Here is a 16,627-nt window from a genome sequence, read left to right as displayed (position 1 = left end):
TTTATAAATAAGATTTTACTAAATCTGATTATATATTATAATTATTAAGTTAAAGTTTCATTTTGGGGGGAAGTTTTGTGAACATTATAGTGTGTGTCAAGCAGGTCCCTGCGACAAACGAGGTAAAAATAAATAAAGAAACCAATACTATTATCCGTGAGGGCGTCGAATCTGTAATAAATCCTTTTGATGTGTATGCCCTGGAGGAAAGTTTAAGAATAAAAGACCGTGTTGATGGTAAAGTAACTGTAATTAGCATGGGAATTCCTTCTGCTGCCGCGCTTCTGAAAGAGACAATAAGCTTTGGTGCAGATGAGGCTGTCCTTTTAAGTGACAGGTCTTTTGCCGGCGCTGATTCACTGGCTACTTCCTACACATTGTCAATGGGCATAAAAAAGCTGGGAAACTATGACCTTATCATCTGCGGCAAACAGGCTACCGATGGAGATACCGCACAGGTTGGCCCCGGGCTTGCCGAAAAACTGGGTATACCTCATACCACATATGTAAAAAAAATTGAAGAGATAAAAGAAGGCTGCATACGCTGCCAGAGAATTACCGAAGACGGCTATGAAATGATAGAAATGACACTGCCGGCACTCATAACAGTTGTAAAGGATATTAATGAACCACGACTTCCTTCTGTTAAAAACCTGATCAGAGCGAGGAATTATATGGTTCCTGTCTGGACTGCGGAGGATATAGCAGCAGATACGAATCTATGCGGTTTGAGAGGGTCGCCCACACAAGTTGTAAAGACCTTTGTTCCTGTTCATGATATTAATAACGAAATGCTTCAGGGTAATGCAAAAGAGCAGGCCGAAAAGCTTGTTAAAAAGTTGTTTGAAATAGAAAACGCAGCATTTGAGTGATATGGAGGTTCAAATGAAAAGTATTCAGATTTTAAGAGAAAAGTGTACCGGCTGTAGGCTATGTATAAAAGCTTGTCCCTTTGGTGCCATCAGGATAGATGAAAAAAAGGCTGAAGTCCTGGATAACTGTTCATTTTGCGGTGCCTGTGCCTCATATTGTAAGTTTGGTGCAATTGAATTTATAGTAAATGAAAATTTACATATTGATGATATTTCGTCATATAAAGGTGTATGGGTTTTTGGAGAGCAAAATAACGGTACTTCCGCAAACGTAGTCTTGGAGTTGCTGGGCGTAGGAAGAAAGCTTGCAGATCAGCTTGAGGTTTCTCTTTCAGCTGTAATTTTGGGAGAAAATATTGAAGAAAATGCGAAAAAGTTGATCCCGCATGGTGCCGATAAATTATATATAGTTGATTCTCCATTACTTAGAGATTTTAACGATGAATCCTATACTGACATTTTTATACAACTTATTAATAAATATAAACCCGAAATTTTACTTATGGGAGCTACAACTTATGGACGCTCACTGGCTCCCCGTATTGCTTCCAGATTGAATACAGGATTGACTGCTGACTGTACTGAGCTGGAAATTGATAGGTGTAAGAGAATCCTTTTACAGACAAGACCAGCTTTTGGCGGTAATCTTATGGCTACAATAGTTTGCCCCAATCACAGGCCTCAGATGTCAACAGTAAGACCGAAAGTAATGAAAGCTCCCGCCCCTGACTATACCAGAACGGGAGAAATAATAATACCTGAAGTGTCAATTAACGAAAATACAAAAACAAAGGTAAAAGATATCGTATCTATCCTGTGTGAATCCGCCAACATTGCTGAAGCCGATATAGTTGTTGCCGGTGGAAGAGGCCTAGGCAGTCCGGATAACTTCAAACTTCTTGAAGAACTTGCATCCCTACTTGGAGGTGCTGTGGGGGCATCACGTGCTGCTGTTGATGCTGGTTGGATCGGATACAGTCATCAGGTTGGCCAAACAGGACAAACCGTACGCCCGAAGATATATTTTGCATGTGGAATTTCAGGGGCTATACAGCATATTGCCGGGATGTCTTCATCAGATACCATAATAGCAATTAATAATAATCCGGATGCTCCGATTTTTAAGATTGCTGCACTTGGCATAGTAGGTGATGTTTGTGAAGTAATCCCTGAATTAATTAATGAATTTAAGAAAAAACGTAAACAAGCATGAGCATCCAAAAGCTCATGCTTGTTTTTTTATAATTCCTGCTTTTTAAAGACTGTTGCGCTTCCTGCAACAAATATTACACATAGTATAACAGTTATTATGACAGGCAAAACTGTATCCTGAGCTGTTTTAGTTCCTGCAAGAATCTGCAAGCCAAAATCTCCTAAAATTCCGGGAGAAAAGTCTTTTACATATGGTACCGCAGACAGTGCCATTGTCAGTGCATATCCTGCAAATCCTGTAACAGCCGCAGAAATATGAGACTTACTGATAGTACTGGCAAATACTGTGACTGAAATCAGAAATACTCCTAAAAGCCATAGCATAAAAAAGCTAAGTATTGTATAGTCCAGCATAAACTTCGAAAACAATATATAGGTATAATAAGAAAAAGCAACTGTTGAAAGTATGAAAGAAAATGTAAACAATAATACACTTGCAAAAAACTTGCTGATAATGAATTGTGACCGTGATACAGATTTAGTCAATACAAGTATTACCGATCCTTTAACTTTTTCGTCTGCAACAATTCCCATAAATATCAGTACTACTACTATCAAACCCATCTGAATAAAAGTCTCAAAGAATTGAGCATATGCATCTGTAAGGACAGGCTCCTTAAGCAGTAAGCCAGGGTCTATCCCTTCTTTTTTCAGCATCGGTTCCAATATTTTGTTCATATACTTAGCAAGCATTGGTGTCAATAGCCCGAAAAACAGTAGTATTGCTGGTAGCACTATTATTTTATGTGTTCTTACTATCTCCTTCATTTCTTTCTTAAAGAATGTCAGATTTATCATTGCCTGTTCACCACCTTAATGAAAATCTCCTCCAGAGAAGGTTCAATAATACAGAATTTTTTCAATGGTATATTGTACCCAGATAAAATTCCAGGTATTTTCAGCTGTGCTTCCCTCATATCTGCTACACTCAGTCTGATTTCATTTTCTTCATTCACTTTAATACTGCTTATATATTTCTGTTCCTTAACTATTCCTATTGTTTTCTCAATATCAGTAGCATTCTCAACTTCTAATGCAATTAAGCGCATCGAATACTCTCTTCTAAGGTTGTCAAGTGTATCTTCTATTATGGCTTTACCCTTATCCAGTATAATTACCCTGTCACATACTCTTTCTATATCTGAAAGGATGTGTGTAGAAAAAAACACTGTAACCTTTCCGGAAAGCTTCTGTATTATGTCCATTACTTCTTTCCTTCCTATGGGGTCCAATGCTGAGGTCGGTTCATCCAGAAACACTACCTTCGGATTACTGATAAGGGCTTGCGCGATTCCGAGCCTTTGTTTCATTCCTCTTGAAAAGCCACCGATTTTCTTTTTCACATCACTTAACCCGACAAGTTCCAGAAGCTCCTCTATTTTGTTTTTTATTACTCTTCTATCCATACCAAGAAGTTCTCCTGAAAAGATCAAAAACTCTTCCGGATACATCCAGTTATAGAAGGAGGGAACATCGGGCAAATACCCTATCTCCTCCCTGTTTTTCACACTCCCGAAGCTCACTTCTCTGCCGCATATTTTTATTTTACCTGATTCAGGCTTTGATAAACCTGTCAGCATTTTTATCGTAGTTGTTTTTCCTGCTCCATTCGGTCCCAAAAAGCCGTATATGGAACCCATAGGCACTTTAAGATCGAGTTCGTTTACTGCCTTGTATCCACTGAAAACCTTTGTAAGTTTATATGTCTCTATTGCATACATAGCTAGTCATCCTTTCTGGCAACAAAATATACTATAGAGCCAATATAGCCTGAAATAACAATTACAATAGCCCATATAGCCTTTTGTTCAGCCTTGATATTCCGATTTTTTATCAACTTAACCATAGCTGTGAGCTGAAGTCCGAATTGAATGATAATTAAGGGCACTGCCATCATTATTATTGTTGTTTTGTCCATAATAATACCTTCTTTCTAAAATACATTTGTTTTGTTTTTCAAAGATATTACGTTTCCGTATTTTAAAAAGTTCATTATGAATCAAAATTATTTGCACAAAAAAAGTGCAAATGCTCAACACAGATAATTCAGTGTTTAGCACTTACACTTTACACTATCAAACTTATAGCCTTATTTTCTTAGTTTCTCAAGTCTTTCTCTGACCTCTGGTACGTTTTTAAGGAAGCTCTCCAATTTATCGCATCCATATGAACTACAACCCGCACAGTTTTCCAGTTCTTTTTCCATACCGCAGGCTCTTATCTCGCATACCTTGCAATACCCGAATACAGTATCGGATTTGCACCCAAGACAGTTTATATCCTCAGCTTTTATATCCGGACTAAACTTCTTCCATTCCTCTGCCGTCTTTTCCCTAAGTGAATCATCATTTTGTACCGTAGCCTTATACCCCGGACATTCATTGCATAGAATTCCACAATAAGCAATAATTTCACTCACAACAAAACCCTCCTTATTAATTCTCAATTGTTAATACCATTTAACATATCCGAACGTTTGTTCGTTTACATTTTATCACCAGTCCTTCCCAATTGCAACAATAAATTCGCATTTATGTCCAAAAAAGTAAAACAAAAAATCCTAAAATAATATAGGTTATTGTTTTAGGATTTTTTGGTCTGATTAGTTTTCTTTTTTCTTAAAAATTCTTCTTACAAAAATCAAGTACAATATGGTAGGCATCGGGAATGTAGTCAAACCCCAGATACCCCAAAACCAATACTTTGCACTTCTTTTCTGTCCGTCCGTAAAAAGCCAGATACTTTGAGTAAACAGGATTACGGCCAGGGCAATCCATCCAGGCAGAGAAATCTCCTGTGTTCCATGCAAACCACTATTCACCGTACTCCCCCCTGCCTATTTCTTTGTCTAAACAATATAAACAATAACGCAGGTAAAGATAACAGAGCAACCCCCTGCACTATCGCAAAAAATATCATCGACAGATTAAAAGTGTAAATCTCCAAAGTAAGTATACTTACTGCCGCCGCTACGAATACTAATGTTTCTTTTCTTTTATGCTTCTGCTTTTTCTCCGCACCGTCTGCAACCATTTTCCTGAAATACGCCATATCAGGAGTTTTCACTTCCAGCTTTTTATCGATGGAATCCAGGCTTTCCCTCATTTTTTGCAAAATAGCATCGTCCTTATTATCATTCTTAGTCATGTTCAAACTCCTTTCTAAGCGATTTTAACCCGTTATGTATTCTTGATTTTACAGTTCCCAAAGGGATTTGCATCGCTACAGCAATTTCCTCATATGAATATCCGTAATAATGTTTCATTACCAGAGGTATTCTTACTTCTTCGGATAGCTTTGTCAGTTCATCCAGCATCCTGTTCCAAGAATCATCATGCCCACCTGAGTCTGAAGAAAATTCTTCACCAATCCCGTCTGTTTCAATATACTTCTGTTCTCTTTTATGCTTTCTGATCCCATCCAGATATATATTCTGTGCTATTGCTATAAGCCATGTGGAAAATTTCGATTTTTCCGGAATATATAAATGAAACTTCTCTATGGCTTTAACCATGGTTTCCTGAGTAAGATCTTCAGCAATATTTACATTCAGTGTGAATTTCACAAGGTATCTGTATACAAATTCGTAGTTAAGATAAAGCAGCTGCGCCAATGCTTCCTGGTTTCCGCTCCTTGCCTTTCCAATCAATATTTCATCCATAATTGTACAGTTTCCTTTTTTGTAATAGGTACTATATCCCGCAATAATAGGAAAATTCCTTTACAATGCATAACTTATGCTGCTTGGAATCTAATACAATTATATACTATTATCCCACTGTTGATAATACGGATTTGATTACAAAAAAGTTCATTAAGCAAACAACCTTCCATATGATCCATTTATGGCAGTTTCACTTAAAACGCTTTAGCAAATTACAATCTATTTCAGTTGAAAACTGCAACCAATTAGATTAGAATAATTAACATGCACTGTCTATTCTATAAAAAGGAGCAAAAGATTTGAATACAAATTTATTGAAGCAGAAATTCAATACAAAATTTGAAACTATTCACCTTATAAAAGCACTTTTCTGGATAACTTTCTTTGGTGGCTTATTTGCTAAAGCTCTTTATTTCCAGTTTACATCTGAAATAAACACTTTACCCTTTTTCAACAAACTTAATCTGTTTATGTATATAGGTACCATTGGTGCACTTCTTGCAATCGCATCCTTTTTTATTCTTGTTTCCAACAGGAAAAGATACCTTGTTTTTATTCTTTTGCATTTTGCGGTATCACTATTTATTCTAGCTGATACAATTTATTTCAGGTATTATTACCACCCCCTTTCAATAACTGTCCTGTATCAGGTAGGAGTTGCGGACTCGATTGGTGGCAGCGCGCTTAGCCTGTTTAAAATGAAGGATATAGTTTTTATTGCCGATTTGCCTGTCATTGTCACTTGCTTTGTTCTTATTAACAAAAAAGTCGTCGGAAGGATAAGTATTGGAATAAAATTCATTACGGCCGTCTTGCTGCTTTTAGCAGGACTATTTATGGTTCATACATCATACAGTAAAGCTTACAAACCGGCATTCATACTGGATAACAACTATGTATGCAAATACGTAGGCCTTTCTTTTTATCACTTTTATGATACAAAAAACTTTGTAAAGGAAACATTTCTAGAGGGAAAAAAGCTTAGTACAGATGAACAGAAACGTATCGATAATTACTATAAAATAAAAAATACCTCCAGGCAGGAGAATTTTAAAAATCTGGCAAAAGGAAAAAATTTAATAATAATACAGGTAGAGGCTTTGCAGGAATTTGTAATCAGAAAGCAGATTAATGGTCAGGAAATCACCCCAAACCTGAATAAACTTATTAAAGAAAGTGCATACTTCAATAACTTTTTCTATCAGATAGGTGACGGCAATACTTCCGATGCTGAATTTATGGTTAATACTTCCATGTACCCTATCAGACACGGAAGTGTAAACTTCAGGTATGCAGGCAATACTTTCATTTCACTGCCCGGACTTTTAAACCGTCAGGGCTATGATACCCTCGCATTCCATGCAAACAGACCCAGTTTCTGGAATAGATCTACAATGTATAAATCTCTCGGTTTTAAAGCCTTTCACAGTAATCCAAGCTACACCCTTGACGAAAAGGTTGGTTGGGGTTTGAGTGATGCTTCATTCTTAAGTCAGTCCCTCAAACTTATTGATACCTCTAAGCCCTTTTACAGTCTGTTAATCACTTTATCCAGCCACTTCCCTTATAATTTTGATTATTCAAGCCGCAGCAGTCTGGATGTAGGAAAGTACGAAAACACATTGTTGGGAAGGTATTTAAAAGCAGTAAATTATTCTGACAGCTGTCTGGGAAGTTTTATTAACGAACTTAAAAGTAAAGGTTTGTTTAGCAGCAGCCTGCTTGTTATTTATGGCGATCACTACGGAATTCCAAAGGAAGAGACAAAAGACCTTGCAGAATTTCTTAATATAAAGAACAGCGATACTGAATGGATAAAGCTCCAGAAAGTGCCGCTTATTATCCATTACCCCGGGCTTGAAAATGGTAATACATTCAGTGTAACCGGCGGTGAAATAGATATAATGCCTACTGTAGCAAATTTAATGGGGCTGAACAGTTCGAAGGCTATAGGCAAAGACTTGTTCAATACGAAGGCCGGATACGCTCTTCTGAGAAATAATTCTTTAGTCACTGACAAATTTTTATATGTGAACAGTCATAACAAGGCATATGATATTAATACTGGCAGTCCCTATACAGATGAAAGCTATAAAGTCGAATTGAAGAATTATATGGAGGAATATGCTGTCTCTCAGTTGATAATAGAAAAAAATGCTTTCAAAAGTAAAGAATAAACCTTATAGCTAATTTTTATCTATGCCTGACTACTTTTCACGGCAAAATGCGAATGATATAATTAACATTGATTTGCAAAAAAAAAGGAGGCCTACACATGAGTTCCAGCGTTTTATTTTCATCAGTAAATTACGAAAAATATGATTCCAGTGCAACACTCCCCGCAAAATTTGAAAGAATGATTGATAATATGAGCTTTCAGAATGCAGTAAAAGGAAAGCTTACTGCCATAAAAATGCATCTTGGCAGAAATATCGGATATTCGACTATCCACCCTCTTTTTGTCAAAATACTTATTGATAAGCTGAAAAGCTATGGAGCAAATATCTATATTACAGATCAGGATATCAGTTCTGCAAGAGTACGCGGCTATACGGAAGAATACCTTGGTGTTCCGATAGTCTACGCCTGTGGCGTAACAAGCAAGTATTATTATGAAAAACATGTTGATTTCAAAACTTTTAAAAACGTTGATATAGCCGGCAATATCTATGATGCAGAAGTAATGATTGATTTGTCTCATGTAAAGGGACATGGTGCGTGCGGCTATGGTGGCGCATGTAAAAACATAGCAATGGGCTGTGTTACCGATAGGACCAGAGGGCAAATACATGGCCTTGAAGGTGGACTTGATTGGAGCGAGGATTTGTGTATTCATTGTTCCGAGTGTATTAGCAACTGTAATCATAATGCCAATAAATTCGACAACGAAAACAAATATCAGGTTTTCTTCCATCATTGTACTTACTGCCAGCATTGTGTAAAAGTTTGTCCAACAAATGCCATAACAATGAACGATAATAAATTTGAAGATTTCCAGACAGGAATGGCTATATGTACCGAAGAAGTTCTGAAAACCTTCCGGCCTGGAAATGTATTCTATATCAACTTCCTTACAAATATTACTGCCCTGTGTGATTGTTGGGGCTTTACTACCCCCGCTCTGGTGCCTGATATAGGTATAATGGCCTCTCAGGATATAGTAGCGATCGAAAGGGCTTGTATAGATTCTATTAAAATAGAAAACTTAATAATGGCAGGTGTACCGCAAGGACACGAACTCAAAGCCAATGGACATCTTTTTGAAAGGCTTCATGGTAAAAACCCTTATATACAGCTAAACGAATTGGAAAAAAGAGGTCTTGGTACTCAGGAGTACACTATACAGGAAATAAAGTAATACTATGATGTAGAGGATGATAAGAATGAAGCTTAATAACCCGGGCGCTGAAATCTTTATACCTGATAATACTCCTGTAGAGGAAGCTGTAAAGAGAACTACTCATATGGCTGTTTCAGCCCATCAGGATGATATAGAAATAATGGCGTATGACGGTATATTGAAATGCTTCGGGAAAGCCGATGAATGGTTTTTCGGGGTAGTTGTCACCGATGGTGCAGGAAGTCCGAGGAATGGCATATACGCATCCTATACTGATGATGATATGCAAAAGATAAGAAAACTTGAGCAAAAAAAAGCTGCATTTATAGGAGAATACGGAGCACAAGCCATGCTTGAGTATAAAAGCTCCGCAGTGAAAGACAAAAATAACCGGGAAGTAATAGAAGAGTTAAAGGAACTGATAAAACTCTCAAAGCCCAAAGTTATTTATACTCATAACCTTGCAGACAAGCATGAAACTCATCTTGGCGTTGTAATCAAAGTAATAGCTGCATTAAGGGAGCTCCCTGCCGGTGTGAGACCTGAAAAGCTTTATGGTTGTGAGGTATGGAGAAATCTTGACTGGCTAAATGATGATGAGAAAGTGGTTTTTGACGTATCTTCTCATTCAAATATTGCGGCTGCACTCGTAGAAGTCTTCGACTCTCAGGTTTGCGGAGGCAAAAGATATGATATCGCTACTGCAGGAAGACGACTGGCAAATGCTACCTATTGTGCCGCTCACAGTTATGATACCTCTTCTTCTCTTATTTATGGAATGGATCTGACTCCTCTTATATATGATATAAACCTAAATATTATAGAATATGTCCAGGGTTTAATAAACCGCTTCAACCTGGATGTAGCAAATAAACTTTCCAAAGTCCTATGATTGCACTTATAAAAACCTCTTTACAGAGGTTTTTATATTGTTTAGATATTTTTTCAATATGTATTTTTATTTCCCGGTGCTTTTGGGGCGGGCTTAAAGCCTATACACTTCATCCCCTTGACTGATTGCATTTCAGGTGATATATTCTTTCTAAATTAATAGCACTTCAGGGACAGGTGAAATTCCGTACCGGCGGTAGACAGCATATGTTGTAAGCCCGCGAGCTTATTGAGTTTAAGCAGATCCGGTCAAATTCCGGAGCCGACAGTAAACCCAAGAGACTCTCCATATAGAGTTTTTTGGTTTTTAAAGTCTGGATGAAAGAAGCTTTTGTTATGTTTTTATTCCCTGGGGGTAGGTCTGCTTCCAGGGATTTTTTATTTCAATAGTGGCAAATTTGCATTGCTAACTAACCAGCACAGCAGACAATTTTTTTGACAGGAGTTATGTATATGAGTGCTCATGAATTCTATATGGCTAAAGCATTAGAACTAGCTAAATGCGGTTGGGGTAAAACCAATCCCAATCCACTTGTAGGTGCAGTTATTGTAAAAGACGGACTCGTACTATCTGAAGGTTATCATGAAGCTCTAGGATGTCCACATGCTGAAGCAGCTGCATTTAAAAATGCCAGACACAATATCCAGGGCAGTACACTATATGTTAATCTTGAACCGTGTTCCCACTATGGCAGAACTCCACCCTGCGCAAGAGCAATTATTGACTCGGGAATAAAGGAAGTAGTAGTAGGTATGATCGACCCTAATCCCAAAGTATCAGGCAAAGGTATAAAAATGTTACAGGATGCCGGGATTAATGTTATTACAGGGATTCTTCATGAAGAATCAAAAAAGCTTAATGAAATATTTATAAAATATATCACGGAAAAGAAGCCATTTGTCATTTTAAAAGCTGCTATGACCCTTGATGGAAAAATAGCTTCAGTATCAGGAGACTCCAAGTGGATAAGCGGAGAAAGTTCCCGGCAATATGTTCATAAATTGAGAGACAGAGTAGCAGCTATCATAGTCGGAATTAATACTGTTGAAAAGGATAATCCATATCTTACAGCCAGAAATTCTTCAAAAGCATGCAAAAACCCGGTAAGAATAATTGTGGATAGTAAAGGAAGAATACCCTTAGAGAGCAATGTAATCAATATTTCCTCAAATGAAGGAATGATCCTGGCAACAACACAGTCAATTTCTGAAGAAAAGGAATATCTGCTTCAGAAAAAAGGAGTACGAATTATCAAAGCGGATGACGGCAGCGGAAAAGTGGATCTTGTACGTCTGATGGATGAATTATATAAACTGGAATTAGACAGCGTACTGCTTGAAGGTGGAGGAACAATAAATTACTCTGCTTTGGATGCAGGTATAGTTGATAAGGTATTGATGTTCATCGCACCAAAAATACTTGGCGGCAAAACTGCTGTTACTCCGGTAGAAGGTTCAGGCAGACTTCTTATGAAAGATGCTTTCCATCTAAGGGATGTAAATGTATCCACTATTGAAAATGATGTTCTTATCGAGGGATATCCTATGTAAAGATATTTGCCACACCGTGCCGGCAATACTGCTTTTGTAAATGGGTATGACTCATTATTTAGCTTAACTGAATGGAGAAGAATTTATGTTTGCAGGAATCATTGAAGAAGTTGGTACTATAAAAAATATATACCGTGGAAGTAAATCCATCAGGTTATCAATAGAATGTATTGAAATATTAAAAGATGTAAAAACTGGTGACAGTATATCTGTTAACGGCATATGTCTTACAGTGACCGAACTGGGAAACAACTGGTTTGCTGCTGATGTTATGCCTGAAACAATGAGTAAAACCAATCTGGATAAACTGCAAACAAAGGAAAAAGTAAACCTGGAAAGGGCATTAAGACTATCTGACAGATTAGGCGGCCATATAGTAACCGGTCATATAGACGGTACCGGCATCATCATCGAAAAAGCTGACGACGATAATGCCGTCTGGTTAACTATTGAAGCTCCGCAGCCTATTTTAAGATATATGGTACCAAAAGGCTCTGTCGCTCTTGATGGCACAAGCCTTACCATAGTACATGTTGATGAAAAATATTTCAAGGTGTCACTTATACCTCTAACCCGTGGTTATACAACCCTTGGAACAAAAAAAATAAAGGATATGGTAAATATAGAATGTGATGTTATAGGAAAATATGTAGAAAAACTTGTGTACGGGCATACTGCCACAATACCTGTACATAAGGGTATTTCCCCTGATTTCTTAAAGGATCATGGATTTATGTGAATTATCTAAACGGAGGATTCAGTATGAAGTTCAATACAGTGGAGGAAGCAATTTCTGATATCAATGAAGGAAAAATGGTTGTTGTAGTGGACGATGAAGAGAGAGAAAACGAAGGTGATTTGCTAATGGCTGCCGAAAAGGTTACTCCTAAATGCATAAACTTTATGGCAACTTATGGTAAGGGTATGATTTGTGTTCCCATAACCGAGGCACGTGCACTTGAATTGGAATTGTCCCCAATGGTTCAGCACAACAAGGATCAGCTGAAAACAGCTTTTACCATAACCATAGACCATAAAAATTCTACTACAGGAATTTCTGCCTATGAAAGAGCATATACAGCAAGTCAGATAGCCAACCCTTCTGCTAAGCCCTCAGATTTTGTAAAGCCGGGACATATATTTCCCCTTATTGCCAGAGATGGCGGAGTTTTAAAGCGTGCAGGTCATACAGAAGCGGCTGTTGACTTATCCCGCGCGGCAGGACTTTTTCCTGCGGGAGTGATATGTGAAATAATGAATGATGACGGAACGATGGCAAGAGTACCTCAATTGATGGAATTCACCAAAAAGCATGAAATGAAGATAATTACTATCGCTGATATTATAAAATACCGCAGGAGTAAGGAAAAGCTCATAAAAAGAGCTGCAAAAGCAAAAATGCCTACTATTCACGGTGAATTTAAAATTTTCGGTTATGAGAACACTTTAAGTGGCGAACATCATATCGCCTTAGTGAAGGGTGATTTATCAGATTCAAGTGAACCGATACTTGTAAGAGTGCATTCAGAATGCCTCACAGGCGATGCCTTCCATTCTCTGAGATGTGACTGTGGAGAACAGCTAAACGCAGCATTGGATCAAATAAGCAAGGAAGGAAAGGGAGTTCTTTTATATATGCGCCAGGAAGGCCGTGGTATAGGCCTTATAAACAAAATTCGCGCTTATGAACTTCAAGATACAGGGCTTGATACTGTCGAAGCAAATGTGAAGCTTGGCTTTGCTCCTGATCTCAGGGATTACGGCATCGGAGCCCAGATTCTGTGTGATCTGGGAGTAAAAAAAATCAGGCTTATGACTAATAATCCAAAGAAATTAATCGGCTTAAACGGTTATGGTTTGGAAATAGTTGCAAGAGAACCGATTCAGATTAAGGAAAACACTATAAATGAGTTTTACCTAAAAACTAAAAAAGAAAAGATGGGACATCTTTTAGATGGATTGGATAAACTAAACACAATAGTACATCAGGAGGCACAAAACAATGAATATTAAAACAAACGAAGGTAATCTGATTGCAAAGGATTTAAAATTCGGTATCGTAATAGGGCGGTTTAACGAGTTTATCAGCAGCAAGCTTCTCGGAGGGGCAATAGACGGACTTATCCGGCATGGTGCTGATGAATCGGGTATAGTAGTTTCATGGGTTCCGGGTGCATTTGAAATTCCTCTTGTAGCACAAAAAATGGCAGCTTCAAAAAAGTTTGATGCTATAATCTGCATAGGAGCTGTAATACGTGGTTCAACTCCCCACTTTGATTATGTGTCAAGCGAAATGTCTAAAGGCATCGCTAAAGTTTCTTTAGACACAGGTATGCCTGTTGTTTTCGGAGTACTCACAACCGACACTATTGAACAAGCTATCGAAAGAGCAGGAACAAAAGCCGGAAATAAAGGATATGATGCAGCTGTAACAGCAATAGAAATGGCAAATCTTTTAAAAGTATTATAGAAAAACACTCCTCATATTCCCTGGATAACGGTGTATGTGCTCAGGAAGCCTATTATGAGGAGTGTTTTTGCTCTTCTTTCCGTTTTATTACACGGCAAATTGCTTTATATTATTTTTTGAATATTCAGTAACCATTTTTATAAAATATTCGTGAAAACTCATGTTATCCGTCAATTCAGGGTGGAATGACGTTGCCAGCAAATTGTTTTGTCTGGCAGCCGCTATCCTGCCATTTAGCTTATACAGAATTTTTACATGACTTCCTGCACTCTCTGCCCACGGAGCCCTGATAAAAACAAGCGGGATATCTTTATCGGAAACTTCAGATATGCAGGAACTGGAACAAAAACTGTCAAGCTGACCTCCATATGCATTTCTTCTGACTGATATGTTCATAATTCCCAGATAAAAATAATCTTCATCAATGATTTTTTCAGCCATAAGGATCATTCCTGCACAAGTCCCCCAAACCGGCATACCTCCTAAAGATCTTTTAACAATAGATTCTGCCAGGCCTGATTCTTTGATTAATTTCCCAATGACAGTGCTTTCACCGCCAGGAAGTATCAAACCTTCAACCTGTTCAATTTCTTCCCTCCCCCTAACTTCTATAGGATATACACCTCTTATCCTTGACAGTGCCTTCTTATGCTCCAGGACAGAACCCTGCAGAGCGAGTACACCAACTCTTACCAATACTCACCACCCCCTGGACGATAAAATATCTTCGGGCGACAATTGAGATATTTCCATGCCTTTCATCGCCTCTCCCAGATCTTCTGAAACCTCAGCCAATAATTCGGGCTTATTAAAATAGGTTGTTGCTTTAACTATAGCTTTAGCCATCTTCTTTGGATTTGAAGATTTAAATATTCCTGATCCTACAAAAACGCCCTCACTACCTAATTGCATCATTAATGAAGCATCAGCAGGAGTCGCTATTCCTCCGGCAGAAAAGTTTACCACAGGCAGTCTACCTTCCTCAGCGGTCTTCAGTAATAGATTATATGGTGCTCCCATATCTTTTGCAGCCGACATTAACTCCTCTTTAGGGAGGCTCTTCAGCTTTCTGATCTCAGACATTATAGTTCTCATATGTCTGACAGCTTCAACTACATTTCCTGTTCCCGCTTCACCTTTTGTACGTATCATTGCAGCCCCTTCTCCTATTCTTCTGAGAGCTTCTCCGAGATTTCTGGCTCCACATACAAATGGTATTTTGAAGCTAAACTTGTCTATATGAAACATTTCATCAGCAGGTGTCAAAACCTCACTTTCATCTATATAGTCTATACCCAGTGCTTCAAGTATCTGAGCTTCAGCAAAGTGCCCTATCCTTGCTTTTGCCATGACTGGTATGCTGACTGCGCTTTTTATTTCTTTGATGATTCTGGGATCGGACATTCTTGCTACTCCACCCTGCTTTCTTATGTCCGCCGGAACTCTTTCAAGTGCCATTACCGCAACGGCACCTGCTTCCTGCGCGATTTCCGCTTCCTTCCCATTAGTAACGTCCATAATAACGCCACCTTTTAGCATCTGTGCCAGATTTTTATTCAATTCGTACCTATCATCCATAACACCACTCCATTTGTATCGATACATTCAATCCGTGTATCGATTAATTTTTCTTATTATTGCACGAGTGGATAGATTTGTCAATTTAAAATATGAACTATTTTTATATATAATACCGATAGAATTCTTTAACCTGAGATTATTCAAAACAATGCCTGCAAAATAACTGACAGCCCCTGTTATCAGGGGCTGTCAGTTATTTTGCATATTCCAGAATCCTCGCCATTGTTGTTTCCCAACACCTTTGGACTGATTCAAAATCCATATTTGGTATGTAATAGGTTTCCATGTGATCATGCAAAGCCTTTGCCTTGCCAATCGTATTAATGGCCTTATTCATCAATGCATCAAACTCAGTCTTATTATACTCCAGATCACCCTTATAGGTCTTAATAACTTTTTCATCCAGATACGCATTAAGATCAATCTCTCCATATCCCTTAACCGTTGAGCTATGATATTCATTTGAAGTAGTAAAAGACACTCCGATTTGGTCAATGACAAGATGTTCTAATTTTTCCGGGTATAGCGGACAATAATATGATTCTACATTATATCCCCTTATTAAAGCTTCCGCTTTGATTTTTTCAAGCAGCACTTCCGTTCCTGTTCCCTGCTGCCCCTTTAGTATATATATTTTTTCCGTAGTCAGAATGGAATTAAGATAGTTTTTATATCCGTCAGGAGTTATTGCACTGGCAAATAGCTTCCTTTCCATTCCTTCCTTCATTGCAATCGGCCTATCAGCAAAGTATTGATCCAGCACCTTTTTAGTTTCAGCGCTGACTTTGGCTTTATCTATTGCCCAGCCGTTTATTACAGCAGTATCTTCATATATGGAAGCTGCAGCTTTTATGTATTTATAGGCCCTGGCAAACAAGCGTCCTACTTCCCTGTTTGCAAGCATTATTGCTTCCCTGTTTGCTTTAAGTCCTTCTTCATTCCAGTAATCTCCCAAGTGAATTATCTCATCCACTGCTCCTGGGTTTTTAGGATCCACTACATGTCAAGTGTTCTTTTAAACACAAAAAAAGAAAGGGCATTATCAA

General features: G+C 38.1%; 19 protein-coding genes and 1 riboswitch. Of the genes, 9 read left to right on the top strand and 10 right to left on the bottom strand.

The features are described from left to right. Positions 1-77 precede the first annotated feature (77 nt). Both N3I35_17715 and N3I35_17710 read left to right on the top strand, forming a co-directional pair. On the top strand, positions 78-872 hold the full coding sequence (locus tag N3I35_17715; protein ID MCX8131921.1) for an electron transfer flavoprotein subunit beta/FixA family protein: 795 nt from the start codon (positions 78-80) through the stop codon (positions 870-872). A gap of 13 nt (positions 873-885) precedes the next feature. After that, positions 886-2,085, top strand: coding sequence for an electron transfer flavoprotein subunit alpha (locus N3I35_17710; protein MCX8131920.1), 1,200 nt, complete (start codon positions 886-888; stop codon positions 2,083-2,085). Between the two features lie 26 nt (positions 2,086-2,111). Here the strand turns inward: N3I35_17710 and N3I35_17705 are convergent, their stop codons facing one another. From N3I35_17705 to sigY, 7 genes are all read right to left on the bottom strand, one after another. Further along, positions 2,112-2,882, bottom strand: coding sequence for an ABC transporter permease (locus N3I35_17705; GenBank protein ID MCX8131919.1), 771 nt, complete (start codon positions 2,880-2,882; stop codon positions 2,112-2,114). After that, complete coding sequence (locus N3I35_17700) at positions 2,879-3,805, bottom strand: ABC transporter ATP-binding protein (GenBank protein ID MCX8131918.1); 927 nt, start codon at positions 3,803-3,805, stop codon at positions 2,879-2,881. Before N3I35_17700 ends, N3I35_17705 begins: the two co-directional genes overlap by 4 nt. A gap of 2 nt (positions 3,806-3,807) precedes the next feature. After that, complete coding sequence (locus tag N3I35_17695) at positions 3,808-4,002, bottom strand: PLDc N-terminal domain-containing protein (protein MCX8131917.1); 195 nt, start codon at positions 4,000-4,002, stop codon at positions 3,808-3,810. Positions 4,003-4,173: 171 nt separating this feature from the next. Next, positions 4,174-4,503: a DUF3795 domain-containing protein gene (locus N3I35_17690; protein MCX8131916.1), complete on the bottom strand. Its 330-nt coding sequence runs from the start codon at positions 4,501-4,503 to the stop codon at positions 4,174-4,176. Between the two features lie 183 nt (positions 4,504-4,686). Then, positions 4,687-4,905, bottom strand: a complete 219-nt coding sequence (locus N3I35_17685; GenBank protein MCX8131915.1) for a sigmaY antisigma factor component — start codon at positions 4,903-4,905, stop codon at positions 4,687-4,689. Beyond that, entirely contained in the window at positions 4,902-5,231 is a 330-nt protein-coding gene (locus tag N3I35_17680; protein ID MCX8131914.1) for a YxlC family protein, read from the bottom strand. The genes N3I35_17685 and N3I35_17680 overlap by 4 nt, the downstream gene beginning before the upstream one ends. After that, positions 5,224-5,745, bottom strand: coding sequence for an RNA polymerase sigma factor SigY (sigY, locus tag N3I35_17675; protein ID MCX8131913.1), 522 nt, complete (start codon positions 5,743-5,745; stop codon positions 5,224-5,226). The genes N3I35_17680 and sigY overlap by 8 nt, the downstream gene beginning before the upstream one ends. Positions 5,746-6,047: 302 nt before the next feature. On the opposite strand from sigY, the gene N3I35_17670 reads away from it, so the two are divergent. The 7 genes from N3I35_17670 to ribE all read left to right on the top strand — a co-directional run bounded on the left by N3I35_17670 (position 6,048) and on the right by ribE (position 14,000). Next, positions 6,048-7,925 (top strand): LTA synthase family protein, encoded by a 1,878-nt coding sequence (locus N3I35_17670; protein ID MCX8131912.1) that lies wholly within the window; start codon positions 6,048-6,050, stop codon positions 7,923-7,925. 98 nt (positions 7,926-8,023) lie between these two features. Beyond that, entirely contained in the window at positions 8,024-9,106 is a 1,083-nt protein-coding gene (locus N3I35_17665) for a DUF362 domain-containing protein (protein ID MCX8131911.1), read from the top strand. Between the two features lie 25 nt (positions 9,107-9,131). Then, a complete protein-coding gene (locus N3I35_17660) occupies positions 9,132-9,980 on the top strand; it encodes a PIG-L family deacetylase (GenBank protein ID MCX8131910.1) in 849 nt (282 codons plus the stop codon). A 158-nt stretch (positions 9,981-10,138) separates the two neighbouring features. Then, positions 10,139-10,313: riboswitch (FMN riboswitch) on the top strand. A gap of 119 nt (positions 10,314-10,432) precedes the next feature. Beyond that, positions 10,433-11,530 (top strand): bifunctional diaminohydroxyphosphoribosylaminopyrimidine deaminase/5-amino-6-(5-phosphoribosylamino)uracil reductase RibD, encoded by a 1,098-nt coding sequence (gene ribD / locus N3I35_17655; protein MCX8131909.1) that lies wholly within the window; start codon positions 10,433-10,435, stop codon positions 11,528-11,530. An 85-nt stretch (positions 11,531-11,615) separates the two neighbouring features. Then, on the top strand, positions 11,616-12,269 hold the full coding sequence (locus tag N3I35_17650; GenBank protein ID MCX8131908.1) for a riboflavin synthase: 654 nt from the start codon (positions 11,616-11,618) through the stop codon (positions 12,267-12,269). Between the two features lie 23 nt (positions 12,270-12,292). Beyond that, complete coding sequence (locus tag N3I35_17645; GenBank protein MCX8131907.1) at positions 12,293-13,543, top strand: bifunctional 3,4-dihydroxy-2-butanone-4-phosphate synthase/GTP cyclohydrolase II; 1,251 nt, start codon at positions 12,293-12,295, stop codon at positions 13,541-13,543. Beyond that, complete coding sequence (ribE, locus tag N3I35_17640) at positions 13,533-14,000, top strand: 6,7-dimethyl-8-ribityllumazine synthase (protein MCX8131906.1); 468 nt, start codon at positions 13,533-13,535, stop codon at positions 13,998-14,000. The genes N3I35_17645 and ribE overlap by 11 nt, the downstream gene beginning before the upstream one ends. Positions 14,001-14,087: 87 nt before the next feature. Here ribE and pdxT read toward each other — a convergent pair whose 3' ends face one another. From pdxT to N3I35_17625, 3 genes are all read right to left on the bottom strand, one after another. Next, positions 14,088-14,696, bottom strand: coding sequence for a pyridoxal 5'-phosphate synthase glutaminase subunit PdxT (pdxT, locus tag N3I35_17635; protein ID MCX8131905.1), 609 nt, complete (start codon positions 14,694-14,696; stop codon positions 14,088-14,090). A gap of 3 nt (positions 14,697-14,699) precedes the next feature. Next, positions 14,700-15,578: a pyridoxal 5'-phosphate synthase lyase subunit PdxS gene (gene pdxS / locus N3I35_17630; protein ID MCX8131904.1), complete on the bottom strand. Its 879-nt coding sequence runs from the start codon at positions 15,576-15,578 to the stop codon at positions 14,700-14,702. Positions 15,579-15,774: 196 nt separating this feature from the next. Then, complete coding sequence (locus tag N3I35_17625) at positions 15,775-16,554, bottom strand: ATPase (protein MCX8131903.1); 780 nt, start codon at positions 16,552-16,554, stop codon at positions 15,775-15,777. Positions 16,555-16,627 lie beyond the last annotated feature (73 nt).

The organism is Clostridia bacterium (genome assembly GCA_026414765.1).
Taxonomy (GTDB): domain Bacteria; phylum Bacillota; class Clostridia; order Acetivibrionales; family DSM-27016; genus SKW86.
The sequence above is the reverse complement of the archived record's forward strand: the minus strand, read 5'-3'. Positions and strand labels throughout refer to the sequence as shown.

What these genes read in the sequence shown, in the direction of transcription:
- N3I35_17645 (MCX8131907.1), top strand. Translation starts at nt 12,293, where the DNA reads ATGAAGTTCAATACAGTGGAGGAAGCAATTTCTGATATCAATGAAGGA.
- N3I35_17710 (MCX8131920.1), top strand. Translation starts at nt 886, where the DNA reads ATGAAAAGTATTCAGATTTTAAGAGAAAAGTGTACCGGCTGTAGGCTA.
- N3I35_17695 (MCX8131917.1), bottom strand. Translation starts at nt 4,002, where the DNA reads ATGGACAAAACAACAATAATAATGATGGCAGTGCCCTTAATTATCATT.
- N3I35_17665 (MCX8131911.1), top strand. Translation starts at nt 8,024, where the DNA reads ATGAGTTCCAGCGTTTTATTTTCATCAGTAAATTACGAAAAATATGAT.
- ribE (MCX8131906.1), top strand. Translation starts at nt 13,533, where the DNA reads ATGAATATTAAAACAAACGAAGGTAATCTGATTGCAAAGGATTTAAAA.
- sigY (MCX8131913.1), bottom strand. Translation starts at nt 5,745, where the DNA reads ATGGATGAAATATTGATTGGAAAGGCAAGGAGCGGAAACCAGGAAGCA.
- N3I35_17705 (MCX8131919.1), bottom strand. Translation starts at nt 2,882, where the DNA reads ATGATAAATCTGACATTCTTTAAGAAAGAAATGAAGGAGATAGTAAGA.
- pdxS (MCX8131904.1), bottom strand. Translation starts at nt 15,578, where the DNA reads ATGGATGATAGGTACGAATTGAATAAAAATCTGGCACAGATGCTAAAA.
- N3I35_17650 (MCX8131908.1), top strand. Translation starts at nt 11,616, where the DNA reads ATGTTTGCAGGAATCATTGAAGAAGTTGGTACTATAAAAAATATATAC.
- N3I35_17680 (MCX8131914.1), bottom strand. Translation starts at nt 5,231, where the DNA reads ATGACTAAGAATGATAATAAGGACGATGCTATTTTGCAAAAAATGAGG.
- N3I35_17660 (MCX8131910.1), top strand. Translation starts at nt 9,132, where the DNA reads ATGAAGCTTAATAACCCGGGCGCTGAAATCTTTATACCTGATAATACT.
- N3I35_17700 (MCX8131918.1), bottom strand. Translation starts at nt 3,805, where the DNA reads ATGTATGCAATAGAGACATATAAACTTACAAAGGTTTTCAGTGGATAC.
- ribD (MCX8131909.1), top strand. Translation starts at nt 10,433, where the DNA reads ATGAGTGCTCATGAATTCTATATGGCTAAAGCATTAGAACTAGCTAAA.